Source organism: Mycoplasmatota bacterium (assembly GCA_018394295.1).
GTDB lineage: Bacteria > Bacillota_I > Bacilli_A > Haloplasmatales > Haloplasmataceae > JAENYC01.
On the sequence record CP074573.1, the window covers coordinates 1,585,189 to 1,611,865 of the forward strand.

At 27.5% G+C, this 26,677-nt stretch carries 28 protein-coding genes; 9 read left to right on the forward strand and 19 right to left on the reverse strand.

All coding sequences use genetic code 11. From position 1 onward, the window contains the following. Positions 1-2: 2 nt before the first annotated feature. The 6 genes from KHQ81_07360 to KHQ81_07385 form a co-directional block, all read right to left on the reverse strand. Positions 3-533, reverse strand: coding sequence for a DUF84 family protein (locus KHQ81_07360; GenBank protein QVK19493.1), 531 nt, complete (start codon positions 531-533; stop codon positions 3-5). Then, complete coding sequence (locus tag KHQ81_07365) at positions 526-1,587, reverse strand: M42 family metallopeptidase (GenBank protein QVK19494.1); 1,062 nt, start codon at positions 1,585-1,587, stop codon at positions 526-528. The genes KHQ81_07360 and KHQ81_07365 overlap by 8 nt, the downstream gene beginning before the upstream one ends. A 92-nt stretch (positions 1,588-1,679) precedes the next feature. Beyond that, positions 1,680-2,297, reverse strand: a complete 618-nt coding sequence (locus tag KHQ81_07370) for a hypothetical protein (GenBank protein QVK19495.1) — start codon at positions 2,295-2,297, stop codon at positions 1,680-1,682. A gap of 97 nt (positions 2,298-2,394) precedes the next feature. Then, positions 2,395-3,366, reverse strand: coding sequence for a M23 family metallopeptidase (locus KHQ81_07375; GenBank protein ID QVK19496.1), 972 nt, complete (start codon positions 3,364-3,366; stop codon positions 2,395-2,397). Between the two features lie 114 nt (positions 3,367-3,480). Next, entirely contained in the window at positions 3,481-4,422 is a 942-nt protein-coding gene (gene mdh, locus KHQ81_07380) for a malate dehydrogenase (GenBank protein ID QVK19497.1), read from the reverse strand. A gap of 119 nt (positions 4,423-4,541) precedes the next feature. Further along, positions 4,542-4,964: a hypothetical protein gene (locus tag KHQ81_07385; protein ID QVK19498.1), complete on the reverse strand. Its 423-nt coding sequence runs from the start codon at positions 4,962-4,964 to the stop codon at positions 4,542-4,544. A 288-nt stretch (positions 4,965-5,252) separates the two neighbouring features. Between KHQ81_07385 and KHQ81_07390 the strand changes: the two genes are divergently transcribed. Continuing rightward, the gene (locus KHQ81_07390; protein QVK19499.1) at positions 5,253-5,669 is read left to right on the forward strand and encodes a hypothetical protein; all 417 of its coding nucleotides are present in this window, start codon (positions 5,253-5,255) and stop codon (positions 5,667-5,669) included. Positions 5,670-5,822: 153 nt separating this feature from the next. Here KHQ81_07390 and KHQ81_07395 read toward each other — a convergent pair whose 3' ends face one another. Continuing rightward, on the reverse strand, positions 5,823-6,089 hold the full coding sequence (locus tag KHQ81_07395; protein QVK19500.1) for a DVUA0089 family protein: 267 nt from the start codon (positions 6,087-6,089) through the stop codon (positions 5,823-5,825). A gap of 67 nt (positions 6,090-6,156) precedes the next feature. Here KHQ81_07395 and KHQ81_07400 point away from each other — a divergent pair, with 67 nt between their 5' ends. Then, positions 6,157-6,714: a transposase family protein gene (locus tag KHQ81_07400; GenBank protein QVK19588.1), complete on the forward strand. Its 558-nt coding sequence runs from the start codon at positions 6,157-6,159 to the stop codon at positions 6,712-6,714. A gap of 272 nt (positions 6,715-6,986) precedes the next feature. On the opposite strand, the gene KHQ81_07405 is transcribed toward KHQ81_07400, so the two are convergent. The 3 genes from KHQ81_07405 to KHQ81_07415 form a co-directional block, all read right to left on the reverse strand. Continuing rightward, a complete protein-coding gene (locus KHQ81_07405; protein QVK19501.1) occupies positions 6,987-8,321 on the reverse strand; it encodes an IS3 family transposase in 1,335 nt (444 codons plus the stop codon). 127 nt (positions 8,322-8,448) lie between these two features. Beyond that, positions 8,449-9,660, reverse strand: a complete 1,212-nt coding sequence (locus KHQ81_07410; protein ID QVK19502.1) for a C39 family peptidase — start codon at positions 9,658-9,660, stop codon at positions 8,449-8,451. A gap of 224 nt (positions 9,661-9,884) precedes the next feature. Continuing rightward, entirely contained in the window at positions 9,885-11,936 is a 2,052-nt protein-coding gene (locus tag KHQ81_07415; GenBank protein ID QVK19503.1) for an MMPL family transporter, read from the reverse strand. A gap of 109 nt (positions 11,937-12,045) precedes the next feature. Between KHQ81_07415 and KHQ81_07420 the strand changes: the two genes are divergently transcribed. Together KHQ81_07420 and trpB are read left to right on the forward strand one after the other, a co-directional pair. Beyond that, positions 12,046-12,591, forward strand: a complete 546-nt coding sequence (locus KHQ81_07420) for a TetR/AcrR family transcriptional regulator (protein QVK19504.1) — start codon at positions 12,046-12,048, stop codon at positions 12,589-12,591. 450 nt (positions 12,592-13,041) lie between these two features. Beyond that, positions 13,042-14,220 (forward strand): tryptophan synthase subunit beta, encoded by a 1,179-nt coding sequence (gene trpB, locus KHQ81_07425; protein ID QVK16747.1) that lies wholly within the window; start codon positions 13,042-13,044, stop codon positions 14,218-14,220. A gap of 68 nt (positions 14,221-14,288) precedes the next feature. Here the strand turns inward: trpB and KHQ81_07430 are convergent, their stop codons facing one another. The 3 genes from KHQ81_07430 to KHQ81_07440 form a co-directional block, all read right to left on the reverse strand. Continuing rightward, positions 14,289-14,507, reverse strand: a complete 219-nt coding sequence (locus tag KHQ81_07430) for a DUF3006 domain-containing protein (protein ID QVK16748.1) — start codon at positions 14,505-14,507, stop codon at positions 14,289-14,291. A gap of 10 nt (positions 14,508-14,517) precedes the next feature. Beyond that, the gene (locus KHQ81_07435; GenBank protein QVK16749.1) at positions 14,518-15,885 is read right to left on the reverse strand and encodes a lamin tail domain-containing protein; all 1,368 of its coding nucleotides are present in this window, start codon (positions 15,883-15,885) and stop codon (positions 14,518-14,520) included. 114 nt (positions 15,886-15,999) lie between these two features. Beyond that, positions 16,000-16,299: a DUF3784 domain-containing protein gene (locus tag KHQ81_07440; GenBank protein ID QVK16750.1), complete on the reverse strand. Its 300-nt coding sequence runs from the start codon at positions 16,297-16,299 to the stop codon at positions 16,000-16,002. A gap of 346 nt (positions 16,300-16,645) precedes the next feature. Here KHQ81_07440 and KHQ81_07445 point away from each other — a divergent pair, with 346 nt between their 5' ends. Beyond that, on the forward strand, positions 16,646-17,296 hold the full coding sequence (locus KHQ81_07445) for a lysoplasmalogenase (GenBank protein ID QVK16751.1): 651 nt from the start codon (positions 16,646-16,648) through the stop codon (positions 17,294-17,296). A 93-nt stretch (positions 17,297-17,389) separates the two neighbouring features. Here KHQ81_07445 and KHQ81_07450 read toward each other — a convergent pair whose 3' ends face one another. From KHQ81_07450 to KHQ81_07460, 3 genes are all read right to left on the reverse strand, one after another. Beyond that, positions 17,390-17,611 (reverse strand): hypothetical protein, encoded by a 222-nt coding sequence (locus KHQ81_07450; protein ID QVK16752.1) that lies wholly within the window; start codon positions 17,609-17,611, stop codon positions 17,390-17,392. A 104-nt stretch (positions 17,612-17,715) separates the two neighbouring features. Then, the gene (locus tag KHQ81_07455) at positions 17,716-18,123 is read right to left on the reverse strand and encodes a VOC family protein (protein QVK16753.1); all 408 of its coding nucleotides are present in this window, start codon (positions 18,121-18,123) and stop codon (positions 17,716-17,718) included. Between the two features lie 170 nt (positions 18,124-18,293). Further along, positions 18,294-19,616 carry a glycosyltransferase family 2 protein gene (locus tag KHQ81_07460; protein ID QVK16754.1) on the reverse strand — a complete coding sequence of 441 codons (1,323 nt, stop codon included), beginning with the start codon at positions 19,614-19,616 and terminating at the stop codon, positions 18,294-18,296. 345 nt (positions 19,617-19,961) lie between these two features. Between KHQ81_07460 and KHQ81_07465 the strand changes: the two genes are divergently transcribed. Beyond that, positions 19,962-20,594 (forward strand): hypothetical protein, encoded by a 633-nt coding sequence (locus KHQ81_07465; GenBank protein ID QVK16755.1) that lies wholly within the window; start codon positions 19,962-19,964, stop codon positions 20,592-20,594. 322 nt (positions 20,595-20,916) lie between these two features. Here the strand turns inward: KHQ81_07465 and KHQ81_07470 are convergent, their stop codons facing one another. Then, positions 20,917-21,954, reverse strand: coding sequence for an NAD(P)-dependent oxidoreductase (locus KHQ81_07470; protein ID QVK16756.1), 1,038 nt, complete (start codon positions 21,952-21,954; stop codon positions 20,917-20,919). A gap of 273 nt (positions 21,955-22,227) precedes the next feature. Here KHQ81_07470 and KHQ81_07475 point away from each other — a divergent pair, with 273 nt between their 5' ends. From KHQ81_07475 to KHQ81_07485, 3 genes are all read left to right on the forward strand, one after another. Beyond that, a complete protein-coding gene (locus KHQ81_07475; GenBank protein QVK16757.1) occupies positions 22,228-22,728 on the forward strand; it encodes a hypothetical protein in 501 nt (166 codons plus the stop codon). A gap of 197 nt (positions 22,729-22,925) precedes the next feature. After that, positions 22,926-23,270, forward strand: a complete 345-nt coding sequence (locus KHQ81_07480) for a hypothetical protein (GenBank protein QVK16758.1) — start codon at positions 22,926-22,928, stop codon at positions 23,268-23,270. A gap of 45 nt (positions 23,271-23,315) precedes the next feature. Next, on the forward strand, positions 23,316-24,749 hold the full coding sequence (locus tag KHQ81_07485; protein QVK16759.1) for a hypothetical protein: 1,434 nt from the start codon (positions 23,316-23,318) through the stop codon (positions 24,747-24,749). A 98-nt stretch (positions 24,750-24,847) separates the two neighbouring features. Here the strand turns inward: KHQ81_07485 and KHQ81_07490 are convergent, their stop codons facing one another. Beyond that, positions 24,848-25,144, reverse strand: coding sequence for a hypothetical protein (locus KHQ81_07490; GenBank protein ID QVK16760.1), 297 nt, complete (start codon positions 25,142-25,144; stop codon positions 24,848-24,850). Between the two features lie 511 nt (positions 25,145-25,655). After that, a complete protein-coding gene (locus KHQ81_07495) occupies positions 25,656-26,396 on the reverse strand; it encodes a slipin family protein (protein QVK16761.1) in 741 nt (246 codons plus the stop codon). Positions 26,397-26,677: the final 281 nt, after the last annotated feature.

Below are 26,677 nucleotides of genomic sequence, written 5' to 3' on the forward strand. Positions count from 1 at the left end.
TTTCACCTATTATTGTTTATATTAATATTATTTTTGCCTGAGACCATTTGACCATATAATAGTAATCCAATGTGTTCAAATATTTCAGTTCGTTTCACAAAATTATTCGTGAAAATACCCACAGCTCCTTCATCATGTTTTACATTCCGTTTATTTGCATATTGATCCATGATATCACCTAGTTCTTTACCTTTATAAATATCTTTCGAAACTTCGTTAGGTAATAAAAATCGTGACCCACCTGCAAGATAAACCTGGCTTTTTTCATCTACTAAAACACCATAATTAACCACTAACATTCCAAAAGAGGTTTGTTGAACACCACCTTCTAATCCAATTCCAATATCTCCAAAACGTTTTGCTCCTAATGCACGATTTAGTGCCCCTCTAATAGTTTCCTCATCGCTAATAGGTTGGTCTGAGACTTTACTTTTAACCGCAATACCAACAACTTCATAATTAGCGAATATATTTTTTATCGCATTAACTTTAACTTTATTTGATGACCCAACAACAATTTTTAGATTAGACATTTTCGATAATCGTGTTATAGGTGGTTTGATCTAGGGATTTCACTAATTTAGTCAACATTTCTTTTGCGGCAGCATAGTCATCCATATGAATCATAGAGGTATGAGAATGGATATATCGCGCACAAATTCCAACTAATATTGATGGTACCCCTTCACCAGAAACATGAACTTTTCCAGCATCTGTACCACCAGGTGATACAAAATATTGATAAGGTATATGATGTGTTTCAGCCATATCTAACATGAATTCACGCATACCACGATGGGTTATATATGATCTATCATGAATTCTTAATAAAACACCTTTTCCAAGTTGACCAAATTGTGTTTTGTCACCAGTTATGTCATTTGCTGGAGATGCATCTAAAGCGAAAAATATATCTGGTTTAATCATATTTGCAGCTGTCTGAGCACCTCGAGTACCAACTTCCTCTTGAACGGTTGCACCACAAAATAGGGTGTTTGGTAATTTTTCATCCTTTAATTCTTTTAATAATTCAATTGCGAGACCACATCCATAACGATCATCCCATGCTTTTGCGATAATTTTTTTCTTATCTGCCGTAAGAGTAAAGTCCATATGTGGTGTTGCAAACACACCTGGTTCAATTCCTAATTCTTTGGCATGGTCGCTACTATCTGCACCAATATCAATCAACATTTTTTTTACATCTGGTTTATCTCCTCCACCTAGATGTGGGGGTGTTGAAGCAATAATTCCATAAATAGGACCTTTTTTCGAATGAACCACTAATTTTTGAGACTGTAACACGTATGGTGACCAACCACCTAGTGTTTGAAATTTAAGCATCCCATTTTTAGTTATCTTTGTAACCATGAATCCTACTTCATCCATATGGCCAGCAACCATAATTCTAGGTCCGTTAGTTATACCTTTTTTAATACCAAAAATACTCCCTAACTTATCTTGAATAATTTCATCAGAGTATTTTTGTAATTGTTCTTTCATAAATTTTCTTACATCATGCTCATAACCTGATGTTCCATGTAAACAAGTTAATGTTTTAAATAACTCGATAGTTTCCTTATTCATTATGTCACCTCATAATTTAATTTATTATATTGTACTACATTATTATCCATAGTTAAAGATTAAATTAGTAATCCTTTTTTATTTTATACGATTTATCCTAAATTAAAGAACTTCTCAACCTTTTTAAAATTAGTCTCTAACGATTGATCTTCATCAACAATAATAAAATTACGATAATTTTTTCTAGCTTCTTTTATTATTACTTTAGCGAATTCAATATCGCGTTTCATCCAATTCCCAAAGGCTTTATCAGGACTCTTACATTGGTTCAAAATCCAATGTCTCCACTCTCTTTTTCGATAATGATTAATTTGAAATGAGGGCGTTGGGACCATGAATATACTTTTATTTTTCTTTATATTCATTTTTTCAATAAATTCAGGTAAAATCGCAGCTCCTTCTACAATAATGGGTTTCTCACAATCTAATTTTTCAAGATCTTCTATGATCAAATTTAACTCTTCTTTATAATACAGCAATTCTTCATTTACTTGTGTATTAATATCTCTTGAAAAAATATCATCCCAACTAAGTTTAGATAATTTCGACATCATAGAGTAACCTCTTTTAGCTCCTTCTTTCATATGTTGCTCATAATAATCATCAACCTTATAATAGTAAAAACCATATTTTTCAGCTAATTTTTCACTAATTGTACTTTTCCCACAACAAGGTGACCCACCGATAAAATACATGTTATTTAAATCCATAGTCTTCTCCTAATATATCAATAGTTATTTATATGAAACCAAATATTACCTTATCTGTCAAGTCTTTATAAAAGAAAAGACCTAATATTTAAGGTCTTTAATGTAATCGAATTCTTTTCCATTTTCTTAAATAAGAATAGGGATTAAAACTCCATTCTTTTCTACCATCATATTTATAAAAGCCAAAATGTAAATGAGGGGGAAATTTCCCGCTTGTTCCTTCTTTACCATATCCAGTAGAACCCACATAGCCAATTACTTGACCAGGTTCCACAAAGTCACCTTCATTGATGTTCTTAGCATATCCTCGTAAATGAGCATAGAACTCATAAGTATTATAAATATCCCGTATTCCTATTCGATATCCTCCATATTTATTCCAACCTTTTATTTCTATTATTCCATAAGCAGTTGAAACAACTGGGGTACCGTAATGCGCAAATATATCAACTCCTTCATGCGCCCTTAGCCCTCCATAAGACCTTGTCCCTCCATAATTATTGACCATACTTGCTTCATAACCTCTCGGAATTGGATGAACTCTCTTTGATAAGTCAATTGTTTGGTAGTGCTGAAATAATTGAGCAATTTCAAATATAATCTTTACACCTTTTTCACTCTTATAATAATTTATTAGAGATTCTTTAATTTTATCCTCTGTAACACCATATAAGTTAATATAATTAACCATCGCAGTTAATCTGTCATATGTATTTAAACGATTTGCAACTCCATCATTATCTCCATCAACACCCATGCCATTAAATAATTCAATTCGATAAAGATTTGAGTCCTCTTTAATGGGATTATTGATCCCACTCCAAACTTTTGGTTCAAAACAGATTGAAATAACTTCATCTTCTTTAGGACAATATGACCGATAGTTTTTTGTATTTCTTTCATATTGGTCAATCGCTGCTATCATATACCAAGGGATATCAGTGATTAAGGCATACTCTTTATATATATATATTCTTTGATTCATTTGATTATCTTCTGCTTTTGTTTGACTTGATAGTCCAACAATCAATAAAAAAAGCATTGTAAAAAAGATTAATTTTACTTTCATGTTCTCCTCCGTTTAGGAATTTTATTCTACATTATTATTATGGAATATAAATTTTATAATAAACAAACTGGTATATAAAACATATTTTGGATAATATTTCAATAAAAAAAGAGCCTAAGCTCTTTTAGATTGTTCTATGATAGATAAAACAGAAGCTACTGATTTATCTAATAATAATTTTTCATTATTGGTTAAATCCAACTCAATAACTTTCATTACACCATTCCCTCCAATTATTACTGGAACTCCTAAATAAATATCATCATATCCATATTCTCCCTCTAGATATGCTATCGCAGGAATAATACGTCTTCGATCTTTAATAATTGCTTCTGTCATTTCTAAAAGGGCAGCACTAGGTGCATAATACGCACTACCATTTCCTAATAAATTAACGATTTCTCCGCCACCTTTTCTTGTTCTTTCAACAATTTCATTTAATTTTTGTTTTTCAATTAAATTTTCTAGTGGTATTCCACCAGCATAAGAATACCGAATAAGTGGTACCATATTATCTCCATGTCCACCTAAAACAACACCTGATACATCTTTAACAGAAATATTTAATTCATCAGCGACAAAACTTCTAAAACGAGCGGTATCTAAAACACCAGATTGTCCTAAAATACGGTTTTTAGGGAAACCTGATGTTTTAAAAACCGTATAAGTCATTACATCAACTGGATTTGAGAGCACTATAATTATACAGTTTGGCGAATATTTTATAATTTGTTTCGTCACACTTTTCATGATATGTGAATTTATCGATACTAATTCATCACGGCTCATCCCCGGCTTCCGTGGAATTCCAGCTGTAATTATGACAATATCTGAATCTAAAGTATCTTCATAATTTGAAGTACCCTTTACTTTTGTATCAAAACCTAATACTGGAGCAGCTTCACACATATCTAAAGCTTTTCCTTTAGTAGATTTTACTTTATCAGGTATGTCAACTAAAACAACATCCGCTAACTCTTTTTGTGCAATCATAAAAGCAGTCGTAGCACCAGTAAAACCAGCTCCAACAATAGAGACTTTTTTTCTTTTATTCATACCCTACTCCTTTATTTTCAATAAGCTATTTTTTACATTATAACTAATAATTCCATCTTTTTCTAGCGACTTCATAAAATATATTTAAAAGCCATAGATTTTTCATCTATGGCATAATTTTATAATGAGTGTAAGGTAGCATTATTAAAACGATGAGGAATATTATGTTCTAAAATAATTTCATTTAAATCCTTAGCGTTTTCGAATTCAAATTGATTCACATTTGAAAAAGCACCTGATTTAATTAACTTGTCAGCTAATATATATTTAACCAACTCGTTATCACTAGAAACTACTTTGTTTTCATCATGTCTTTGAACAATCTTGTTTTCTTCTTCAATATACTTTAATCCACAGTTTTTTAAATAATGATTAATATCTAAATTATCACTTAAATTAATCGCTGTTACATTTAACACATAACCATCTTCTATATTACTAATATGATATACTTCATAGATATCATCATTTATTTTTTTAACAAATCGATCATTAGCTGAATAATAAACCTTTGAATCCTTATTATATTCACGTACTTTCATGTCTCTCTCCTTTTCTTATATTATTTAATCTTATTTTTTGTATTTACTAATATACTATGCAAATCCACCTAAATTTTAATAAAAAATATAAAATTAATATATTCATTATTTTAGTAAACATCTCATCAAAAATTAAATAATTATTATTTACAATACTTTTCTATATTTTACTTATTAAAAAAATAATATAATTAAAAAATAATTGAAAATATTGACATATATATACAAAAAAATTAATATTATTGTAATAAACTATAGTAAATATGCAATTATAAAGGAGGATGTATCTTGAAAAAATTATTTCAAAAAGAATTAGCTATTTTTACTTCTTTTAAATCAATTCGATTACATGATTTAAATTTAGGTGGAGCATTATTAGCCCTCATTATAACTGTAGTAAATCTATTAACTAATAATATTAAGTGGACGCCTATTATTGGTGGTATTTTTAACACAACTTTAATTTTGATTTTATTAATTATCATTATTGTAAAATTAAAAAATGAAATTAATAAACGAGACCTACAAGCATTTATATGTATTCAAACCAGTTTATTATTACTTAATATTTTATTAGAGTCTTTCTTCCCATTATCTATCCATTTTTTGAAAGTATTTATTAGTTTATATGTAATATTTAATATATTTGTTTTTATACTTTATAGTGTATCAGAACCTGTACAAGAAGAAGAAATTACTGCTTAAAGTAAAAATCCTTTAGATAAAAAATCTAAAGGGTTTTTTATTTTTTAAAACCATATGTCCAATCTTAACCTATCAATATGCTAAGGGTAGATGAATAACAAGTTTGAATAAAAGCGCAAGACAATTATTCTTGCGCTTTAATTATTTTAAAGGTTATGCAATTAATTCAAAATATAACATATAATTGCCATAATCACTACCATAATCCGATACTTTAAGATAATAAAGACCTGGATTTAAAGTAATTTCGATAAAGAAATCCATTCCATAATTTGTATCATCACTCATATGAATTTCATTCCCTGAACTATCATATAAATACCCAATTGTATCTAAATTAGATACAGTGTATAAAGCAATCGTAGTTGTTTCTGTTATTGTGAAATTAAAATAATCAATATCACCAGATGGAGAAATCATCCCATTATATACGGAAGTAGTAAGATTTTCTGTTGATGTATCAAATGTATCGCCATGATCATCAGGAATTATATCACAGAAAATATGGTCTGAACAATCTGCTCAACACGCTAGTGAATTAGTTAAAAGAGCAGTATTAGCAGAAAATATACTTTTACATAAAAAACCTTTAGTGCTTCATTCTGACAATGGAAGTCCGATGAAAGGAGCCACTCTTTTAGAGACCCTTTATCAACTAGGTATTACTCCATCAAATAGTAGACCTAGAGTAAGTAATGATAATCCTTATGCGGAGTCTATATTTAAAACATTCAAATATTGTCCAGGTTACCCAGATAAGGGCTTTGAGACTATTAAACAAGCAAGAACTTGGACATTACAGTTTATAAACTGGTATAACTATGAACATCTTCATAGTGGGATAAAATATTTAACTCCACACCAAAGGCATTCCGGTTTATCTAATAAAATATTAAAAAAGCGAATTAAAGTCTATGAACAAGCACAACTTAAACACCCAGAAAGATGGTCGAGAAACATAAGAAATTGGAGTGTGGAAAACATTGTTTGGTTAAACCCAGAAAAATCATCAATTTTGAAAAAAGAAGAAACAAAATCTTCTTAAAAAAATTAAAAATATGCGACAACTACCTTGACATTAAGCGCTATATAAATTATATATTTTCTAATAACTGTAATATGTCGAAAAATGAGTTTAACTATCAATATATAATTAGTTTTTATTAAATATATTTAGATAAATCCGTTTTTAATCATTTCATCTTCTGATTATTTTGTCAGAGAGTAACTATATAATTTGATAATAAAAAAAGAGAAGAACTTATGAACTTATACCTGTCAAGTAGACAGAAACAAAAAAGTTAATATATTAATATTTTATGCTGCTAGTAGATGGCTTCTGTATTGCGCAGGGGCCATCTTTTTTAATGTCCATTGATAACGCTTATGATTATAATAATTCATATAATCATTTAATATAAACCTCAATGATTTAATATCAGTAGCATCATAATACTCACACTCGTCTTTGAAATGTCCAAAAAATGTCTCCATTTTTGCGTTATCTAGACAATTACCTTTACGTGACATAGATTGAATAATATTTAATTCCTTTAGTTTATTTACATACATTGAATTAGTATAATGTAAACCCTGGTCTGAATGGATTAAGGTATTTTTTAGATTTTCTTCTCCATATCTTTCAACAAGTTGATTAATTACATCTAACGATAAATCTAGACTTAGATTTTGAGATACTTTCCAAGCTACAATTTCACGTGTACAAAGATCCTTAATTACAGATAAATAATATCGATAACCATTAAAAATTAAGTATGTGATATCAGTCGCGAATACTGTACCAGGTTCATCAACATCAAAATTTCTATCTAATACATTTTCAAATGTATGATGATTTTTATATGAGTCTTTTAAATGTTTATAGGGATTTTTAATCCTTACTGTAGAACGTATACCATTCTTTTTCATTAAACGATAAACTTTTTTAGGGTTCATTACTACACCTAAATCATTTCTTAGATGCATTGTAATTCTTTGATATCCAAATTCTTTATTTTTTACCCACAAATCACTTATTAATTTAAAATCTGATTTGTCTTGTAACTCTCTTTGTCTTCTCTTGTTAGCAGATTTAATCCATTTATAATAACCAGATCTTGATACATTAAAATATTTACATAATGTTTGTATTGGTACATTAATTTTAGTTTTTAAATCATCGATAAATTGAAATACTAATTGAGTTGGAACATATTTATTTTCTTTTATTTTCACCTTCCTTCCTTGCCATAATTGCTTTTTTAATGCTTCAATCTCCTGCCTTTGCGCTTCTATTATTTTCTCCTGTATTAATACTTTTTCATCAGCTGTTATTGCTTCTTTCTTTGGTCTTCCTGATTTACCATTTATATTACGACCTCTTGATTCATTAAAAAATGATTCTTTTCCCTTTTCTTCATATTGTTTAGTCCAGTTTGTTATGTAAGTATTACTTTTAGGTTCTTTATAGGGTAATCCATGACTTTCAAATATTTCTCTTATAGATACTCCCTTTTTCTTTAACTCAACTGCTTTAATTTTAAATTCAGGTGCATATTGGATTGTCTTACCAACTTTCCTAACATAGGGATTCTTTTCTAATTCATCTCTATGTTTTTTTATATAATCTTTAATTCTTAATTTCTTCTTCATTAGTACATCTCCCTTAGTTATCTAAATTTATTATAAAATAAAATACCTACATAGCCAACACCTTTTTATTTAGTGTCTACTATATAGGTATAATATCACTTAATCTTCTCTAAATGTATTTATTTACTTAATTATTTATGGTTTTTTCTTTTACAACATAAACATAATGTTTCCATATATTGGCGAATTGATCTAATTTATATAAACGATTTACCTTGTCATCAGATCTTGCTGCTGGGTCATTAACAATAACATAGTCAATACCGTCAACTTCTTTAAACCCTCGGACAACAAGTAAGTGACCACCAGGATAAGTCATAACACTTTCCCCATCACTTTTTAATGGTAACCCGTCTAACTGTGATGAATCTTTAACCGTAACGGATACAGCAACTGGATTTCCTTTCGCAATTAGGAGCTTTAACTCATCAATACTTGAAAGTCTTGACACATACCCTTCTAAATCTAAAGCACCAGCTACAGCTACATTATAACTCCAATTTCCATAGATATTAGCGCCAATATCTTTTGCTTTTGCAGCGGTTTCACTTGGCGTATAATCAATACCATAATAATTTAGTAACATCGTTAAAGATGTTGGACTACAAATAATATTTCCAATAGTTGGTACAATCATTTGTGAATGAACAGGTACTTCAATATCTGTTTTCCAATTCAATTCTGTTAAATCAATTGTTTCAATCACATCATTCGTAAATTTCATTGTTGCAGCAACTAATTTCAATTGAGGGCTCTCATCTTCTGCTTTCTTTCTTGTTAAACTAATTTGATATTTAAAAGCATCAGCACCTAAACTATTTTTAAGTTTAATAGTATCAATTGACATTCTTGCAATATCATCTTGTTGATTTGATATACTTCCATTATATTTACCAAATCCCCATCTACCATAAGTAAACCATTGTGACCATTCATTATTTTGTCTCACTTGAATTTTCAATTCAATATTTGATTTACCTGGAGTTATTGCATTCCAAGAACCTACTAATTCATCAAATGTTTTAGTATTAATAATAGGAGAAGTATAAGTTCCTGTTAAACTTCCTTCTTTTAATATTAAACTCCCTGAATCGTAATATAGGTCTCCCAATATACCTTGAACTAGATTTTCTGTTACGTGAACAATGGTATGTTCTTCATAAGTGAGATATTCAACGTTTTCACCTAGATAAGGCTCTGGCTCCGTAGTGACCATTTTTTCTGTAGTTGTCTCAGCAATTTTTTCTGTAGTATTCTCTTTCGATTGTTCTTCTTTTTTACATGCATTCAAACTCATGACTATCATCACTCCAATTATAAAAACTAGTAATTTTTTCATAATGCCTCCAATTAAACTAATAAATTATAATGATTATTTATTCAATTCTACAACATATTTAAAATAAAAAAATATACTGATCTTTATTAATCCCCTATTCTTTTATCTCAATTCAATATTATCACAAAATATTTCTCATGTAAAATAACTTATGGAATTTATTTCCATTATTTCTATTCTTTTAGCGAATTTATTTTCATATACTCATCTTCACTTTAATATATTTATTTTGCTTCTCTTTTTAAAGTGGTTCTCTGAATTACTTTATCAAATAAAATTAGTAGTTGAGGTAATATCAACAATGATAATACACCACTGATAATTGTTCCTCGACTAATTAACAATCCGAGTTCCTTAATTAAATCCATTTCCATTATAAGAGCTAATGATAATCCAGCTACTACTAAAGCCATCATAGATATAATTATAGATTGTGATGAATTCTTAAAAGCTATCTTAGCTGCTTTTTTTGGATTATGAAGTTTTCGTTCTTCTTCATAATTTTCTGTAATGATAATCGCATAATCAATTGTTGCACCTAATTGTATTGAACTAATTAGAATATAACCTAAGAAAGAAAGTGTAACCCCTTGATAATGAGGAATAGCCATATTAATCCATATCGCAGTTTGTATTACTAATAATAATAAGATTGGAATCGTAATTGATTTAAAGGTGAATAAAATGATTAACCCAACAGCAACAATTGAAATGATGATAACTGCTAAATAATCTCTCTCAACATTATTTTTTACATCATATATTACTGATGATTCTCCTACTAAATATGATTCATCAAAGAATTGATTAGCACCTTCTCTAATATTTTCAATTGCTTCGAAGGTTGTTTTTGATTCTTTCTCTAAATCCATGGTAATCATAATGAGTGAATAGTTTTCACTTATAAATTGTTGCTTTACAGATTCTGGTATAAAATCATCTGGTGTATTAGGTCCAATAAATGTATTTACAAATAAATTTAAATTAGAAACAGATTTAACATTTTCTAATTGTGTAATTGTACCTATTAGTTCCATTTCATTTTCTTTTTGTCCTTTCGGGACAATTAACACAAACTGGTTATTTTCACCAAATTTTTCAACTATTTCATTCTCAATCTCAGTATATTCTACTTGGTTATCTGAATATGTAAATTCATTTTGCGACTGACCATAATAACCAATGACAGTTAATGTTATTAGCAGGAATAACATAATGATTGAAACTTTTCCATTAATTATTTTACTTAACCAATTAATTGAAGGTAGCCAAGGTCTATGTTTCGTTTTATCAACCCACTTTATACTTATCTTCATTAATGCTGGTAATAAGATATTAACAGAAATTAAACTAAACAATACCCCTTTTGCTAAAACAAAACCAAGTTCCGCTCCTATTTGATAACTCATCACACCAAGTGCTAGAAAACCTGCAATGGTTGTTGTAGCACCAGCTAATATGGTTCTAAATGATGTTTTAGTCGCAACATTGATTGCTTCTTCAATTGTATCAAATTTTTCTCTTGCAGCTTTAAGATTTTTCATAAATATTAATGAGTAATCGATAGATACTGCTAATTGTATAACTGCTGCAGCAATATAAGAAATATCAGATATTTCACCAAATACAATATTTGTACCTAGGTTTAATACTATCGCAACCCCTAGCGTGATTAACATTAAAATTGATGAGAAAAATGACTCCGTAAATAAAATGATAATAATAATCATTAGAATAATTGCGATAATTGTTGCTGTGTTCCCCACTTCCATGACACTTCTTGAAGTAAATCCAACCCCAGCCCCATCATCTTCTAATAAATCATTGATTGAGTTAATCGCTTCTTTTGATAAATCACTATCAACATCTTCTATAAATGTTATATCTAATAATGCATCTATCCCATTTAAATAATTTCTTGCTATTTCAACTGGAATATATTCAATTGGTGTTTGTGTTAAATCAACGATATCATCAAGCCATATTACCTTTCCAATCCCATTTATTTGCGCAATTTGATTTTTTATAACTAATATTTCATCTATTTGTTTATTTTTAACAAGTACTTTCGCGTTTCTATTTAGTTTTACACTTGAAAATTCAGTTTCTAAAATCACAATACCTTTTTTCGTTTCAGACTGTTCTGATAAATAATCTGCTTTATTATCATTAATTCCAACTTTCGGAATCAATAATAAAGCACCAATAAATAAGAGTAAAAAAATAGTGAGTACAATCTTTGATCTTTTTGTAATTAATTGAGAAAAGACTTTCACAATAATTCACCTCTATCCTTTTTTTCTTGTCACACTACATTATATATATTATAATTAGGAAAAAGACTAGTCAACTAACCAAAACTTTTTTGAAACAGAGGTGATTTATTTGTTCCGAAATAAAGAAGATTTAAGAATTCATAACACCAAAGAATTTGTCTATGAAGCATTAAATTTATTATTGAAGAAATACAATTATCATCATATTTCAATCAGTATGATTATTAAAAAATCAGGTGTGGGGAGAACCACGTTTTACAGACATTTTTATTCCAAAGATGATATTTTGAAAACCAAACTTAAAAGCCAAACATTAGATTTATTAGAACTTCTAAATAAAACCTATGATTTAACCCTATACAATAAAGATATTTCTGGGAAAATCAATTTCTTCTTTCAATACTGGGATAGAAATCCAGAAATCATTCAGTTAATTATTGATTTAGATAAAACACAATTACTTTATTCGACATGGACATCCTTACTTATCGATATGTTTTCTATTATTGATATGGGTCTATCTTCAAATATATCTAAACCATATACTGCTCATTTCGCAATTGGTGGACTTACCTCATTATTAATTCAATGGTTTAAAAATAACAGAAAAGATAGTATTTATTTTATCGCAAAACATTTTAATATCCCCAACTAACTCATAATTTAGTTGACATCTTAATAGGTTTTAGATATAATATTATGCATACAAAATATGCAAAAATCATTGATTGAAAATAGTAGAAAACAAAAATTGTTACAGAGAGTCGATGTTGGTGTGAAGTTGACACAAGTATTGTTTTTGAATGGGTTCATGAGATGCAAGGTGAATTAATAGTAGCCTTAAGCCGGCGTTTCCCACGTTATAGGGGAGTACACATTGGGTGGTATAACGGCACTTCGTCCTAGTGATGAAGTGTCTTTTTTTTATTTCTTAAATCATAAGAAGGGAATTGATAAACATGTATAACCTACCCCAAACAATAATAATACGAGGTTATCTTTGGCAAAATTAATTATTTGCTAATCATTCAGGCTGGTTTTCCTTGAATAGTCTTAAAAACATAATCAACATCCATAAATAAAAATATTCAAGGAGGAACATATCATGATAATTAAGAATTTACAATTTGGTGAATTTGGAGGACAATTTGTGTCCCAACCAGTAAAAAATGCCCTAAATAATTTAGAAATTGCTTTTAACAAAGCATTAAAAGATGAATCATTTATAAAAGAATATAATTATTATCTAAAAGAGTATGTCGGACGTGAAAATCCTTTATACTATGCGAAAAATATGACAGAGGAGTTAGGCGGCGCAAAAGTATATCTAAAAAGAGAAGATTTAAATCATACTGGTGCTCATAAAATAAACAATGTCATTGGACAAATCTTATTAGCAAAAAGAATGGGAAAAACAAAAATTGTTGCTGAGACTGGTGCTGGCCAACATGGTGTAGCTACTGCAACTGCTGCAGCTATGTTTGGGATGGAATGTCTTGTTTTCCAAGGAGCTGAAGATGTTGAGAGACAAAAACTCAATTTAATGAGAATGAAACTACTAGGTGCTAAAGTTAAGTCTGTCACATCTGGTACAAGAACACTTAAAGATGCTGTAGATGAAGCAATTTCTTTTTGGATTAATAATTTAGATGATTATTTTTATGTATTAGGTTCTGTTGTGGGACCTCATCCTTATCCAACGATTGTCAGAGAATTTCAAAAAGTGATTGGACAAGAAGTAAAAAGACAGATATTAGAAAAAGAACATCGATTACCTGATTACTTAATCGCTTGTGTGGGTGGTGGAAGTAATTCCATGGGTTTATTTGCTGAGTTTCTAGATGACAAAGCAATAAAATTATATGGAGTTGAAGCAGCAGGTCATGGACTAAATACTAAAATGCATGCAGCTACTTTAGCTAAAGGTAAAGTAGGAATTGTACATGGAATGAAAACAATTGTAATTCAAAATGAAACTGGTGAAGTAGAACCAGTTTACTCAATTTCAGCAGGACTGGATTACCCCAGTGTAGGACCAGAACACGCTCACTTATTTCAAACAAAACGTGTAGAGTATGTTAGTATTACGGATAAAGAAGCCGTTAATGCATTTACTTATTTAAGTAAAAAAGAAGGTATAATCCCTGCAATAGAGAGTTCACATGCCATTGCCTTTGCGATGAAACTTGTTCCAAAATTATCGAAGGACAAGATTGTTGTAATTAATTTATCAGGTCGTGGTGATAAGGACGTAAGTACAATCGCTAATTATTTAAACTATTAAAGATGTTTATACTAATAAATAAAACAAAAAGAACTGATTATAATGATCAGTTCTTTTTCTATATCTTATTAATTTTTAAATAATTTTTTACTTAAATCTTCAATACGCTTTTTTCTATCCTCAGTTTTCTTATCATTTATAGTGATAGTTATATCAATTATATCCCCTTCTTTTACTTCAGATGGAAGTAACACTTTAGGAATATTGAATGTTTCTTTTTCAAATTCAATTACCGCATAATTCTTTTCAAAACGGTCTACAATACAATATTTTTTTTCTTCAGCCATAAATATCTCCTTAATTTGACTCATTTGGCGTTGGGTTATCAGTAGGTGAATCACTCCAAGGACCACCGTTAGTTATACGATACCATGATGAATCAATTTCTGTATTACTATAGGTAAAACTATCAATTAAAACGCCATCTGAATTTAATAATCTAACATCATCACTTTCCTCATTATTAAACATTCTAGAAAATTCAATTATATAAAATTTATTGGCTTCTATTATAGTTCCTTCAGGAATGGTATATGGTTTACTACCAGCATCTTCAATATCATCTAATATATACCCACTAATATCAATATTAGATGATGTTGTATTATATAATTCAATCCATTCTTTTGTGTAGACTGTTTTAGGGGCAGGTAGTACTTCATTAATTACTACAGTTATTTCATTAATTTCTTCAGTTGTTGTTGTTACATCATTATCCTCAGTAGTTGTCTCAACAGGATTAGGTTGGTAGGTGGAATTTTTTGTACCAACTTCGATTTTAGTACCATTTGATTTTACTATGATTGTTCCCGCTTCATCTGTTCGATAAACTTGAACATTATTATTCATTAATCGATCGATAATTTCTTGATTAGGATGTCCATATTTATTGCCTTCTCCAACAGAAATTATCCCAATTGTTGGTGAAATCGCATTTAAAAAAGCTTCACTAGTAGAAGTAATTGAACCATGATGTCCTAATTTTAAAACATCTGCGTGTAAATCAGCACCACCATCAAGAATTTCTTCTTCAACCTCTGTTTCAGCATCGCCTGTAAATATATAAGCAGTATCTCCATAAGTTAATTTAATAACTGGGGAATAATCATTTGTTTCAGAATAACTTTCACTAATTGGAGATAACATCACTGCTTCTAAAAGTTTATCATTAATTTGTTCACCAAATAATGTTACTCCTTTTTTAGCCCTTGTTATCGTTAAATTTTTGGCATCAATCGCTGTTAATACATCTTCAAAAGTTTTAGTAGTTGCTGATTTATTTGGTAAATAAACATCTTCAATATTAAAATGATTAATCACATCATCTAGTCCTCCAATATGGTCTTCATGTGGATGAGTACCAATAACATGATTAAGGGTTACAACACCTCTATCTTCTAAATAATCAACAACTAAATCTCCATCTGAATTATTACCAGCATCAATTAACACATGCTCATCATTTGGTAATTTAATATATATACTATCTGCTTGTCCTACATCAATAAAATGTATTTCTAAATCCATAGGATCACTATTTTGTCCTGTTGTTGTATTTTCACTAGTTGTTTGTTCTGTTTTACTTGTCATAGCTTCATTACAACCAAATAATACTACAACCACAACAAAACTAAAAACAACACGTAATTTTCTAATAATTCTCATATTTCCTCCAAAAACTTAATTTATTATATAATATCATATTCTCTTCAATTATTAAACTTTAATACGATATAAAAAGCAAAGTATATTACACACTTTGCCTATCTAAATCACTATTTATTTTTTATATCGATTCCCACCTAATGAAATAATTATAATAAAAAAACAGAGAATTCCAGTAAAGACAATGACACTTACAATCTCATCTTTTTGTTTAATCATTAAACAAATAATTGAATTAATCACAATAAGGAGCCCCATGATGATATAATTAATCCCTATCCATTTAGCTAAACCTTTTTTATCCTTTATTGTTTCCTCAATATATCCGGGAACAATTTCTAATATTTTATAACGCCAAATTAATCCGCCTACAATAACAAGAAAAGAACCGATAACGATTAATAGAATATTCATAATTATCACCTAGCCTTTATAATGGAATAGTATGTAGTATTTTTATATTAGAATCTTTCTTTTTTTAAAATAGATTTTTCTTAGGATATATTTATAGTCTATTGAATACAATTATAATGAAAAAAATATCTTTTAAACCATATTTCCATAATTTATATAATATATTTATGTTATAATATAATTATTCAATTTATCAAATGATTTAAGTATAATAGTGTTTCTAGTCTGTTTTTTTGCTAATTTTATTAAAAATTAGTCTGTATTAGTTTTACACTAATTTTATTATAACTGCTTTATAATAAAATTAAAATACTAATATTTAAATTTCTAAATAGGGGTGGTTTATTTGATAAGTAAATGGTTTGTTTTAATTGTTTTTATTCTAATCTCATTTCTTCATCTAACGTTTGAAATAAAAAATTATAAACAAGGTAGACAAATTACAAAACCTTTGTTAATGCCTTTACTGCTTCTTTATTATTTATTTAGTGTATCAAACCCTAATTACTATATTATTATCGCATTAGTATGTGGATTTTTAGGAGATGTGTTTTTATTATGGGCTTCTAAACAATCTTTTTTATTAATTGGCCTTTTAGCATTTTTAACTGGACATATCTTCTACATTCTGGTATTTCTAAATAGTACTCAATATTTAAATACTGTCCCCTACCATTTTTATATTTTTCTGATACCTTATCTATTATTAGGTATATATATATTAAAACAATTGTTTCCTGTAATTAAATTAATGAAAATACCAACAACAATATATATGAGTATCATAATTATAATGAGTTTTACTAGTCTAACTCGAATGTTTAGTGTGCCTTTCTTATCTTTCCTACTAACCTTTATTGGTTCTTTATGCTTTTTACTATCAGATACGATTCTTGCATTCGATTTATTTAAACAACATAAAAAATATAATGATGTATATGTAATGAGCACCTATATTTTAGCTCAATTTTTAATTATATTGGGTTTAATAATTTAAATTATTACATCGATTAATTCTTTAAATTAAAAAAGATTGTGAGAGCCTAAAAGGCATAGACTACACAATCTTTTTTAGTTTATTTTTTTATAATTATAAATCTAATGTATCTAATAATTCTTTAATCCTTTTTAATTCATCAATTGTTAATGTAATTCCCTTCCCCATTCTATTATGTTCTGGATTCCATTCTCTTAAATCATATTTAGGTTCTTTATCATTCCAACTTACTAAATTAAGTTCTTTTGTCCAACCCTTACTACTTTCAGAAAGTACTCCTATAGATTTTTTAATTTCAAATTTAATATCAGCCATAATAAGTCCTCCCTATATTAAATAATTTTTTTCTCAATTAAATTATACTCCTATTATAAGCATTTTTAATAGAAAATTGTTGAAAGAATTAATAATTTATCATTTTATTTTTTGTCATCATGATTTATTTTATTAAAATCTGTTATTTCTTTTTCAACCATTTTGATATACTCCTCTTCAAATGGTTCCCATAATTCAACACGGTTTCCAAGAATATCTTCAATTTGAGCGAATTTTCCATATTCAAATACACTTATTTCCTGAATAATTTTAACCCCTTTAGCTTTTAGTGTTTCCATATAATGATCGAGATTATCAACTGTAAAATTTAAGAAAGAATTCCCATGTTCTTTATTATCAAAGGTGATTAGTGTTAGTTTGTTAGGTGCTAGAAAGTTAATTCCATATTCAGTAATATTCAAACCTAAGACATCATTATACCATTTTAATAATTTTTTGGTATCACCACTAATATTTAAAAAGACACCGCCTATTCCTGTTATTTTTGACATCAAATCAACTCCAATCTCAATTATATATAATAATACTTCAATTTCGTAAAAACTATTTATATCTATTAAATATACCTATAGTTTCATTATATACGAAAGGTTCATATTCTACAATATAAAGAATCTGAAGTTAATTAATAATTCAATAATTATTAACAAATAAAATTCTATTATTTCCATCTTCTTTTAAAATTAAATAATTCTTGTATATATCCAATAATCGATGAAAATGAATTTAAACTTTGGAAGCTGAGAATGAATATAATATATTCCCAAAAATATAACTTCAAATGTATATTTAAGGGTTTTAGTACTTCTCTTTTTTCTATATGATACATCATGAAGTGACTGAATACTGTAATTGGTATAACTAACAATGTTAAAAATCCAACAATATAAAATTTACCCATAAAAGCTAAAATAACACCTGGTAGGAAAAATAATAGATAACTAATATCGATATAGGGTATCACTAAATCAATAGATGTTAAATACTTAGAATAAATGTTTCCTTGTTTTAAGGGAAATACATGTTTTAATCCTTCAATCATACCTCTAGCCCATCTAACTCGTTGAATGATAAATGCTTTGAGTGTTTTTGGTACACATGTATAAGAAATCGCTCTAGGTTCAAACAACACGCAAAATCCTTTCTCTAATAATAACCATGTTAATACAATGTCTTCTCCTATACAATCATTCCATCCATCTATTTTTTTTATCTCTTTTGTTTTATATATACTAAATGCACCTTGAGCAACAAGTGTGGAATGAAATAAACCTTGCATTCTTTTTACACTATTGATACTCAGTAAATAATCATACTTTTGGATACGCGTTATAATACTATCAGTATCATTAAAGACTAGTACAGACCCAGCAATTGCGACAACATTATTTAATAAATTACTTATTAACATTCGTTCAACAATAAAACTAATCGCATTTTTGTGTAGATAGGTGTCTGCATCAAGTGTTATAAAATGTTTCGTTCTAACATGCTTCAACCCTTCATTTAAAGCATGGTTTTTTCCTTTTTTAGACTCATGAATTAATTTTATTGGTAAATTAAATTTGCGTATTGCCTCATAAACTTTTTGATTTGTTCGATCGGTACTATTGTTGTCAATGACGATTACAGTAATTTTTCCGTTATAGATTTGATTATTAATCGATTCTAATACTTTATAGATAGTTTTTTCTTCATTATGAACAGGTATTAAAATTGTTACAACAAAATTAGGAAAATGATTTAATAATATTTCCTGATAATTACTTAAATACCGATTCTTATCAATTAAAATTAGTGAATACAATAAGTTCATACAGATGTAACCTGGTATATAAGCAATTCCACTAACAATTATAATACTTAAAGTTAAACCAAAAATTTTCGATAAATCTCTAAGCCAGTTAATTGATATTAAAATTGAAAACAATAACCATATAATAGAAAGCATGATCATTATAAAAAATTTACTTCTTGTATTCATGTTACTCACCTTCATATCTTAATATAAGATATGAAAAAAAGTTAATATTTATATTGAATTAAAAGGAAATTAAAAAACTTTACCCAAAATATTGGAGTGTAATCTGATAATTTATTTAACTAAGGTTATAATACATATAATTGAATTCAACCGTTAACAATTTTTTTGTGTACAATTAGCTGTATCTATTACCATAATTTCATAAGTTTTTTTTCATCTATACTTTTTGGTAATTTTTTCAAGTAATCGATTACATATTTTAAGCAAATAATGTATAGTTAGTTAGTAAACTAATTATTGGAGGAGAATAGATGGGAAAATCACTAAAATTATCAGGAATCGTAATTGTTTTTAATACTACTAGGATCTGGTTTTGTTGTAGGTGAAACTCTCACTGGTTTAAAAAGAGATATAGCCTCAAATGAAAATTATGATGAAGATGCTTTACTTGAAAAAGTAAGTAAACTAATTGATGATTTAGAATCTGATGAAGGTACTAATGATTCTGAATTACAAGCTGAAATTACTGAATTAGAAACAGCTTTAAATGCTTTAAAAAGCCAAGACAATTCTCAATTGCAAGCTAAAATTACTGAATTAGAAACAGCTTTAAATGCTTTAGAAAGTCAAGATAATTCTGAATTGCAAGCTAAAATTACTGAATTAACAAACAGAATAAATGCACTTGAAAACTCAAGTACAAGTAATTTTACTATTATGGTAGATGGATCAGGAAACTATTTAAGATTTGAAGAAGTGGCTCGTTTACTTGTTAATGTAAGTACTAATGATTTAGGATGTTTTGATCAAGGAGATATTTGGATGAGTTCTTTATCCTCAGGTTTATCTAACGAAGAAATATTAGTTAGAATGACCTTAATGTTCAAAGAATTATCTAATTATAATCAATACTTTATGAACAGTGCAAACATCAATTTGGGTATAGTTACAATATTGGGGATACAAACTATTCATTAAATATCAGTATTCCAACCCCAGTACTAGTATATACCGATTTTACATTAGATAATATCTCAAATGGAACGTTTGGAATCTCTAATAATTCATCAACAACAGATAATCAAACAGGAAATTGGACAGATATGTCTTTTAACACAGATTTACTGAATGAAATATATAATCAACATATTACAAATAATACATTCGGTAATAATGTATTAACTCCATTAAATAATTAATAGTTTAATAATTAAATATAAAATGCACCTATTCTAAGTTCATAGTAACCTATGATAAAGTTTAGGTGCATTTTCTAAATAATCTATTGTAATGTTATTAACTAATTTAGATATTCTCTAAAAAATCTTTTAATCAAATGTTTATTATTATGTTTCATCGCATTTAATACATCTGATTCTTTAGCTAACTTTTTGGTTATTACACGACTAAAAATTCTATAAAATAACTTTGTTAATGGATTTACTTTTGGTTTTGTCCATTCAAAATAACTATCAATATCATCTCTTTGAAAATGAAGAATATCATTAAGTACATCTGAATCTTTATAATATCCACAATGAAAATTTTGTTCAGCAAAAGAATATTTAGGAAAATGATCGATATTTATCCCTAATTCACCGAATACTCTTTTTAAGAAATTATAATATATAATTTGACATTTTTTACCTCCAGCAAAATTATATATATTTCCATTAAGTTCTTCTTCTTTTTCAATTGCTTTTACAACTCCGTATCCAACATCTCTAGTTGTCACAATTTCAATTCTCGTCCTTAAAGGCATATGAAAAAATATTGGGTCTATTTTTTTATTATCTTGTCCAGGACGTGGTCCCATAACACCTGATAATCTAAATATTGAATATCTTAGTCCAGATTCACTTACTATCTTTTCAGCTTTTATTTTTGTTTCAGCGTAGTAATCTCCAACACTAGGAATAAGGGGATCATTAATGTGAATATCTTCTCCTTCTAAACGATCACCATATACTGATACAGATGAAGAATATAAAAGAAATGCATTTGGAGAATATTCTTTAAGTGCTAATACCAAGTTTTTAGTCCCATTAACATTAACTTCATAGGCAAGTTTTTGATTATAATCAGCAAGAGGTGGAATAACTGCTGCAAAATGAAGCACAAAATCAACCTCTTTTACAGCTTCAATTAATGTCTGTTTATCTCTTATATCACCATATATAATCTTAATATATTTTTTAAAGGGTTCTAATGTTTTTACTGATAGGTCAGTCTTTTTATCAAATATGATGGTTTCGTAAAGGTTTTTTCTCTCACATAATTCTCTTAATGCTTGGACTCCAATTGATCCAGTAGCGCCAGTTAGTAGTATTCTCTTCAAGAAATCACCTCCAAAATCATTTTTAATTACTAATCTTATATTTATTATATATAATTTTTGGATAAATATATATCGATATTTACGTTATGAAATAAACACTAGGTATATGTTTCATAAAAATATAAAAAATCCACATAATTAATGAATAAACAGGATATTTCTAAATATTAAAAAATGAAATCATAAACCATTCAAATATAACATATTTATTTACTTATAATAAGATAATTCATATGTTATAATTATTAATGTGATTATAGAAAAGGAGATTAAATGATGGAAGCAAATGATTACCAAACCCTTTTTGATAAGGGTGAATACACTATTAAAAAATCTAGAACAATTTACAAATATAAACCTTATATTGACGATACAATATTCGAGTTTTCAGGAATCAACTATAAGAAATATTTAACCAATTATAACGAAATTGTTTTCATTTCAAATGAAAGAGATGAAAATCAATATTATACAATTCTTAGAATTGGCGAAGAAATCATCACCAATACTGATAATACTAACAGTATTTCATATAAAAATAATGCACGCTATTCATATGAGTACATGAATAAAAATAAGAATTATATAGCGACATATTTAAAAGTTATAGCATGGGGATATTTAGCGTTATCAATTTTTGCTGGGTTAATACTAACTGTTCTATTATCATCACCCTTAGCTATAATTGCGGTATTTTTATCTAGTTTAATTTTCCATGCTTTCTTTTTAGGATTAGCTGAGATTATAATACTTCTTGATAAGAAAAATAAATAATTTTATAAGTACTTAATCTACTATATAAAAAACTATGGTAATCGTTTTTTGATTATCATAGTTTTTTGATTTATTATTGTTAGCGTATCAAGGATTCATCGACTTCTTTTTTCATAAAAACATCATACCTAACTATTGATTATTATTAAATAATGTTATAATAATTAAAAAAGCTGTTATTAAGGAGGGAAGATAGGATGAGTGCAAATATTAAATCAAATTCGTTTTATATCACTTTATTCATTACGATTATTGTCTTCTTCTTAAAACAGATTTTTAGTTTATGTAAAATTGAATTTTATTTTATTAGTTATACACCTGTTACTGGCATTGTTGGACTAATTTTAATATCTCTTCTTATTCCCTTTATATTAACTATATTTTATTTTCTACCTTCATTATGTATTATTAAGATTACTTCAACAGTTCATCTTTCTGTTCTGTATGTACCTTTTAATAACTCAGTACCTACTGATTTTATTAAAAAAGTTATTTATAAAAAAAATAATACCTACCGATTACTTAAGGTGTTTCGCTGTTGATTCATAGTAAATTTTTATCAAAAATTTACTATGAAAGGAAAGAGAATGAATAAACCAAAAAAATTTATTTTAATTATACTATTTATCACAATCATACTATTCATAACATCTATTGTAATGATGAATTTACCAAGATTCAATAAAACTAATATGGTAATAAAACATGCTACTATTTATTTATTTTTATCTTTTGTTACACTATTAAGTATCATGTGTCTATTTTATATTTTAAAAAATAAATTTCATATAACAAACAAAGGACTTATTCTATTAAAGGGATTCACACTCCTAACTTTTATTATGTTATTATTTATAATTGGTGAGGCTCAAATAAAATTTATTGACAAGCATGAAACACCACCTGTAATTGCATGTTCATTTTATGATGAATATGATAACCTAATTTACACTTCTCAATATGTAAATAGTTGTCCTAAGCTAGAAAATATTGAAAAATCAAAGAATAGTCTTCAATTTAATGTTTATGAAGAACTCCATAATTTCACAAACGAACAATGGTCCAATGGTATATTTCAAGAAAGTAAAGAGTTTAGTGCTTATTTAAAAACAGAAATTGAAATCAACTATAATTCCATTGGTCAGATTTTACACGTATTAATATTAAGTAGTAGTAATATTGAATATAAAGGTAGTGTAGGTTTGGAATATGAGTACTTTAGTATTAAAAAAGAAATCAATAATACTTATGAAGAAAACTCCTTCACAAGTGTACAAGATAATTATATTATAGATATAGATTTAGATATGATTGAGGATGTTTCAAATATAAATCATTATAATTTCACTAACAACTCTTTATCTAGGGTTACATTAACATCTAAAATTACCGGGTCAGATGGTGAGAAAACTCTATTTGAAGTGATAAGAACTAAAGAGAACAATGGAAAATCTACAACTGAACCTATTGTTAAAGGTTATTTTCTAAATAGTAACGATAATATAGAATTTGAGTATTCTGAAGTTTCAACTTTAACCTATAACAGCCCTTATGATAGAATTAATCTAAAACTCAATACTTCAAAGAAAAGTGTCATTAACTATTCAGGTGATAATTTAAATCAGTACTATAAAATGGAATATAAAAATGTTAATAAATTTCATAATATCGTGTTTAATGAAGAACGAATCGGTTATCCTGCTATCGATGAAAAAATGGGCTTTGAACTTTACAAAAATGATAATAACACTTTAACTATTGAAGGAAAGTTCCCATTATTTTTTATTCAAAAAACAAATTATGGTTCTAAATTAATAGTAACTGCGACGAAACTTGATGGATACGCTGGTGAAGAATACAAAGAAATCGTTCAAGGATTTACAAGGTATAGGTACTTTACACCTTTTGGTCCTAAAATAGAATATATGTTTGATTATGGATTTAATCTAGCACTTCGCAAAGGATCCACAGATGAGATTATTTTTCAGGATAATCCGCTAATTTCTATTTATTATGATTAAAAAAAATAAATGCAGCTTTTTCTAAAAAAAGCTGCATTTTTAATTATTTAGATATATTATAAATGTTATTTTATTTAAATAAAAAACAAGGATCAATTTTAAACTATATATACTAATATTAATATTACAACATAAACACTTATCGAAAGCATAATTAATTTATTGAAAACCTTTTTCTCTTTATTAGTATTCCTAGTAGGATATTCCCAAGTATTTGAATCCATTTCCTTTTTAATTCTTTTTCCATATACTAGTAGTTCAAGAATCAAATAACCTATTAAAAAAATAAAAATAGGTAATATAAATGGAATAATAAATAATGATTCATGATACACAATTGATAATGTAATTGCAGTACAAATGAACCTATGATATAAATCAAACCGATAGGCCATAAATATAACAACCTTCTGAAGCTATCATCAGCATATACTGATAATTGATAGAACTTAAATAATTTAGGATCATTAGCAATATCATTTTTATTATTTTCAAGCAGTTTTTCACGTAATATCTTTACGAACTCTCCAATGTTTTTTAACGGAATTGTTACTGTCACTTTTTCATTATAAGTTGAAAGAATTGAAAAAAAATCACCTAATTTAGATACACTAGTTGTATTTATATACTTGATGTCTTCGAATTGAATAAATATATCTTTTTTATAATTACAAAATTCTATACCTTTACCATTTATTGAAAGCTTCGTTGTAGTAAATTTTTTATAAAATTATGTCATAACAATAGAATAAACAAATATGAATCCCATAAAAATTGACAGTATCCAAGCTTCATTGATTAAAGATAAAATAAATATAATAGCACTTACTCCAGCATAATAAGGTAATAGTTTCGCTATAAAAAATATGTGTTTTCTGTAAGTATATTCCATAGCCTACCTGTTTCCTACTTATTTAAACTTTTTACGACAGAATTTACAATATCACTTATTTTATCATTATTTTTGGATTCAAATGATTTTAGTATTTCTAAAGGAACTGCAAAAATCATAGTGTTTGATTTATCTGATGACAAATCACTTAAGGTTGACAATGTTCTTAAATGCATTGCACCTGGTTGTTTTGATATTATTTGTGCTGCCATCGCTAATTTTTCTGCTGCTTCTACTTCTCCTTGAGATTTAACGATAATTGCATTTTTCTCACGTTCAGCTTCAGCAACACGCGCAATTACTCGTTCCATATCTTCTGGAATTTTAATATCTTTAATCTCTATTTTTTCAACTTTAATTCCCCATGGATCGGTTTCTTTATCAACAATATCTTTAATTTCTTTTGAAATAACTTTTAAGTTTGATAATAAATCATCTAACTTAACGCCACCTATAGAGTTTCTTAAAGTTGTTTGAGCAAGTTGTGCAACAGCAAAGTAACAATCTTTAACTTCAAGTACTGCCTTTTTTGCATCAAAAACACGGTAATACACAACTGCATTAATCGTAATGGTTACATTATCTTTTGTTATACACTTTTGCTGTGGTACATCCTGAGTAATCGTTCTTAAATCAATTTTTTTGTACTCATGGATAATAGGGATCACTAACCGAATACCCGGTTCTAGTTGTTTTACAAACTTCCCAAATCTAAACTTAACACCACTTTCATATTCCTTAACAATTATAAACATAATTTTCCCTCCTTTTATTAAATTATATCATAACTATCTAAATTATTCATCTTTAAATCAAGATAGAATTTACTTATAAGAGTAACTATTATAATTTAATTTTTTACTATATTAAATCTTATGATATATCTATTAAATTTATTAATCAAAAAAATTAGTTAATTTTTTTTGTTGATTAATAAATAACTTACTGTTATAATGTGTGTATCATAAAAATTGATAGAGGTTGCGATGCAAATTAGTAAAATGTGGAGCAGGCATGCTTTGAAGCATTTGAAAGG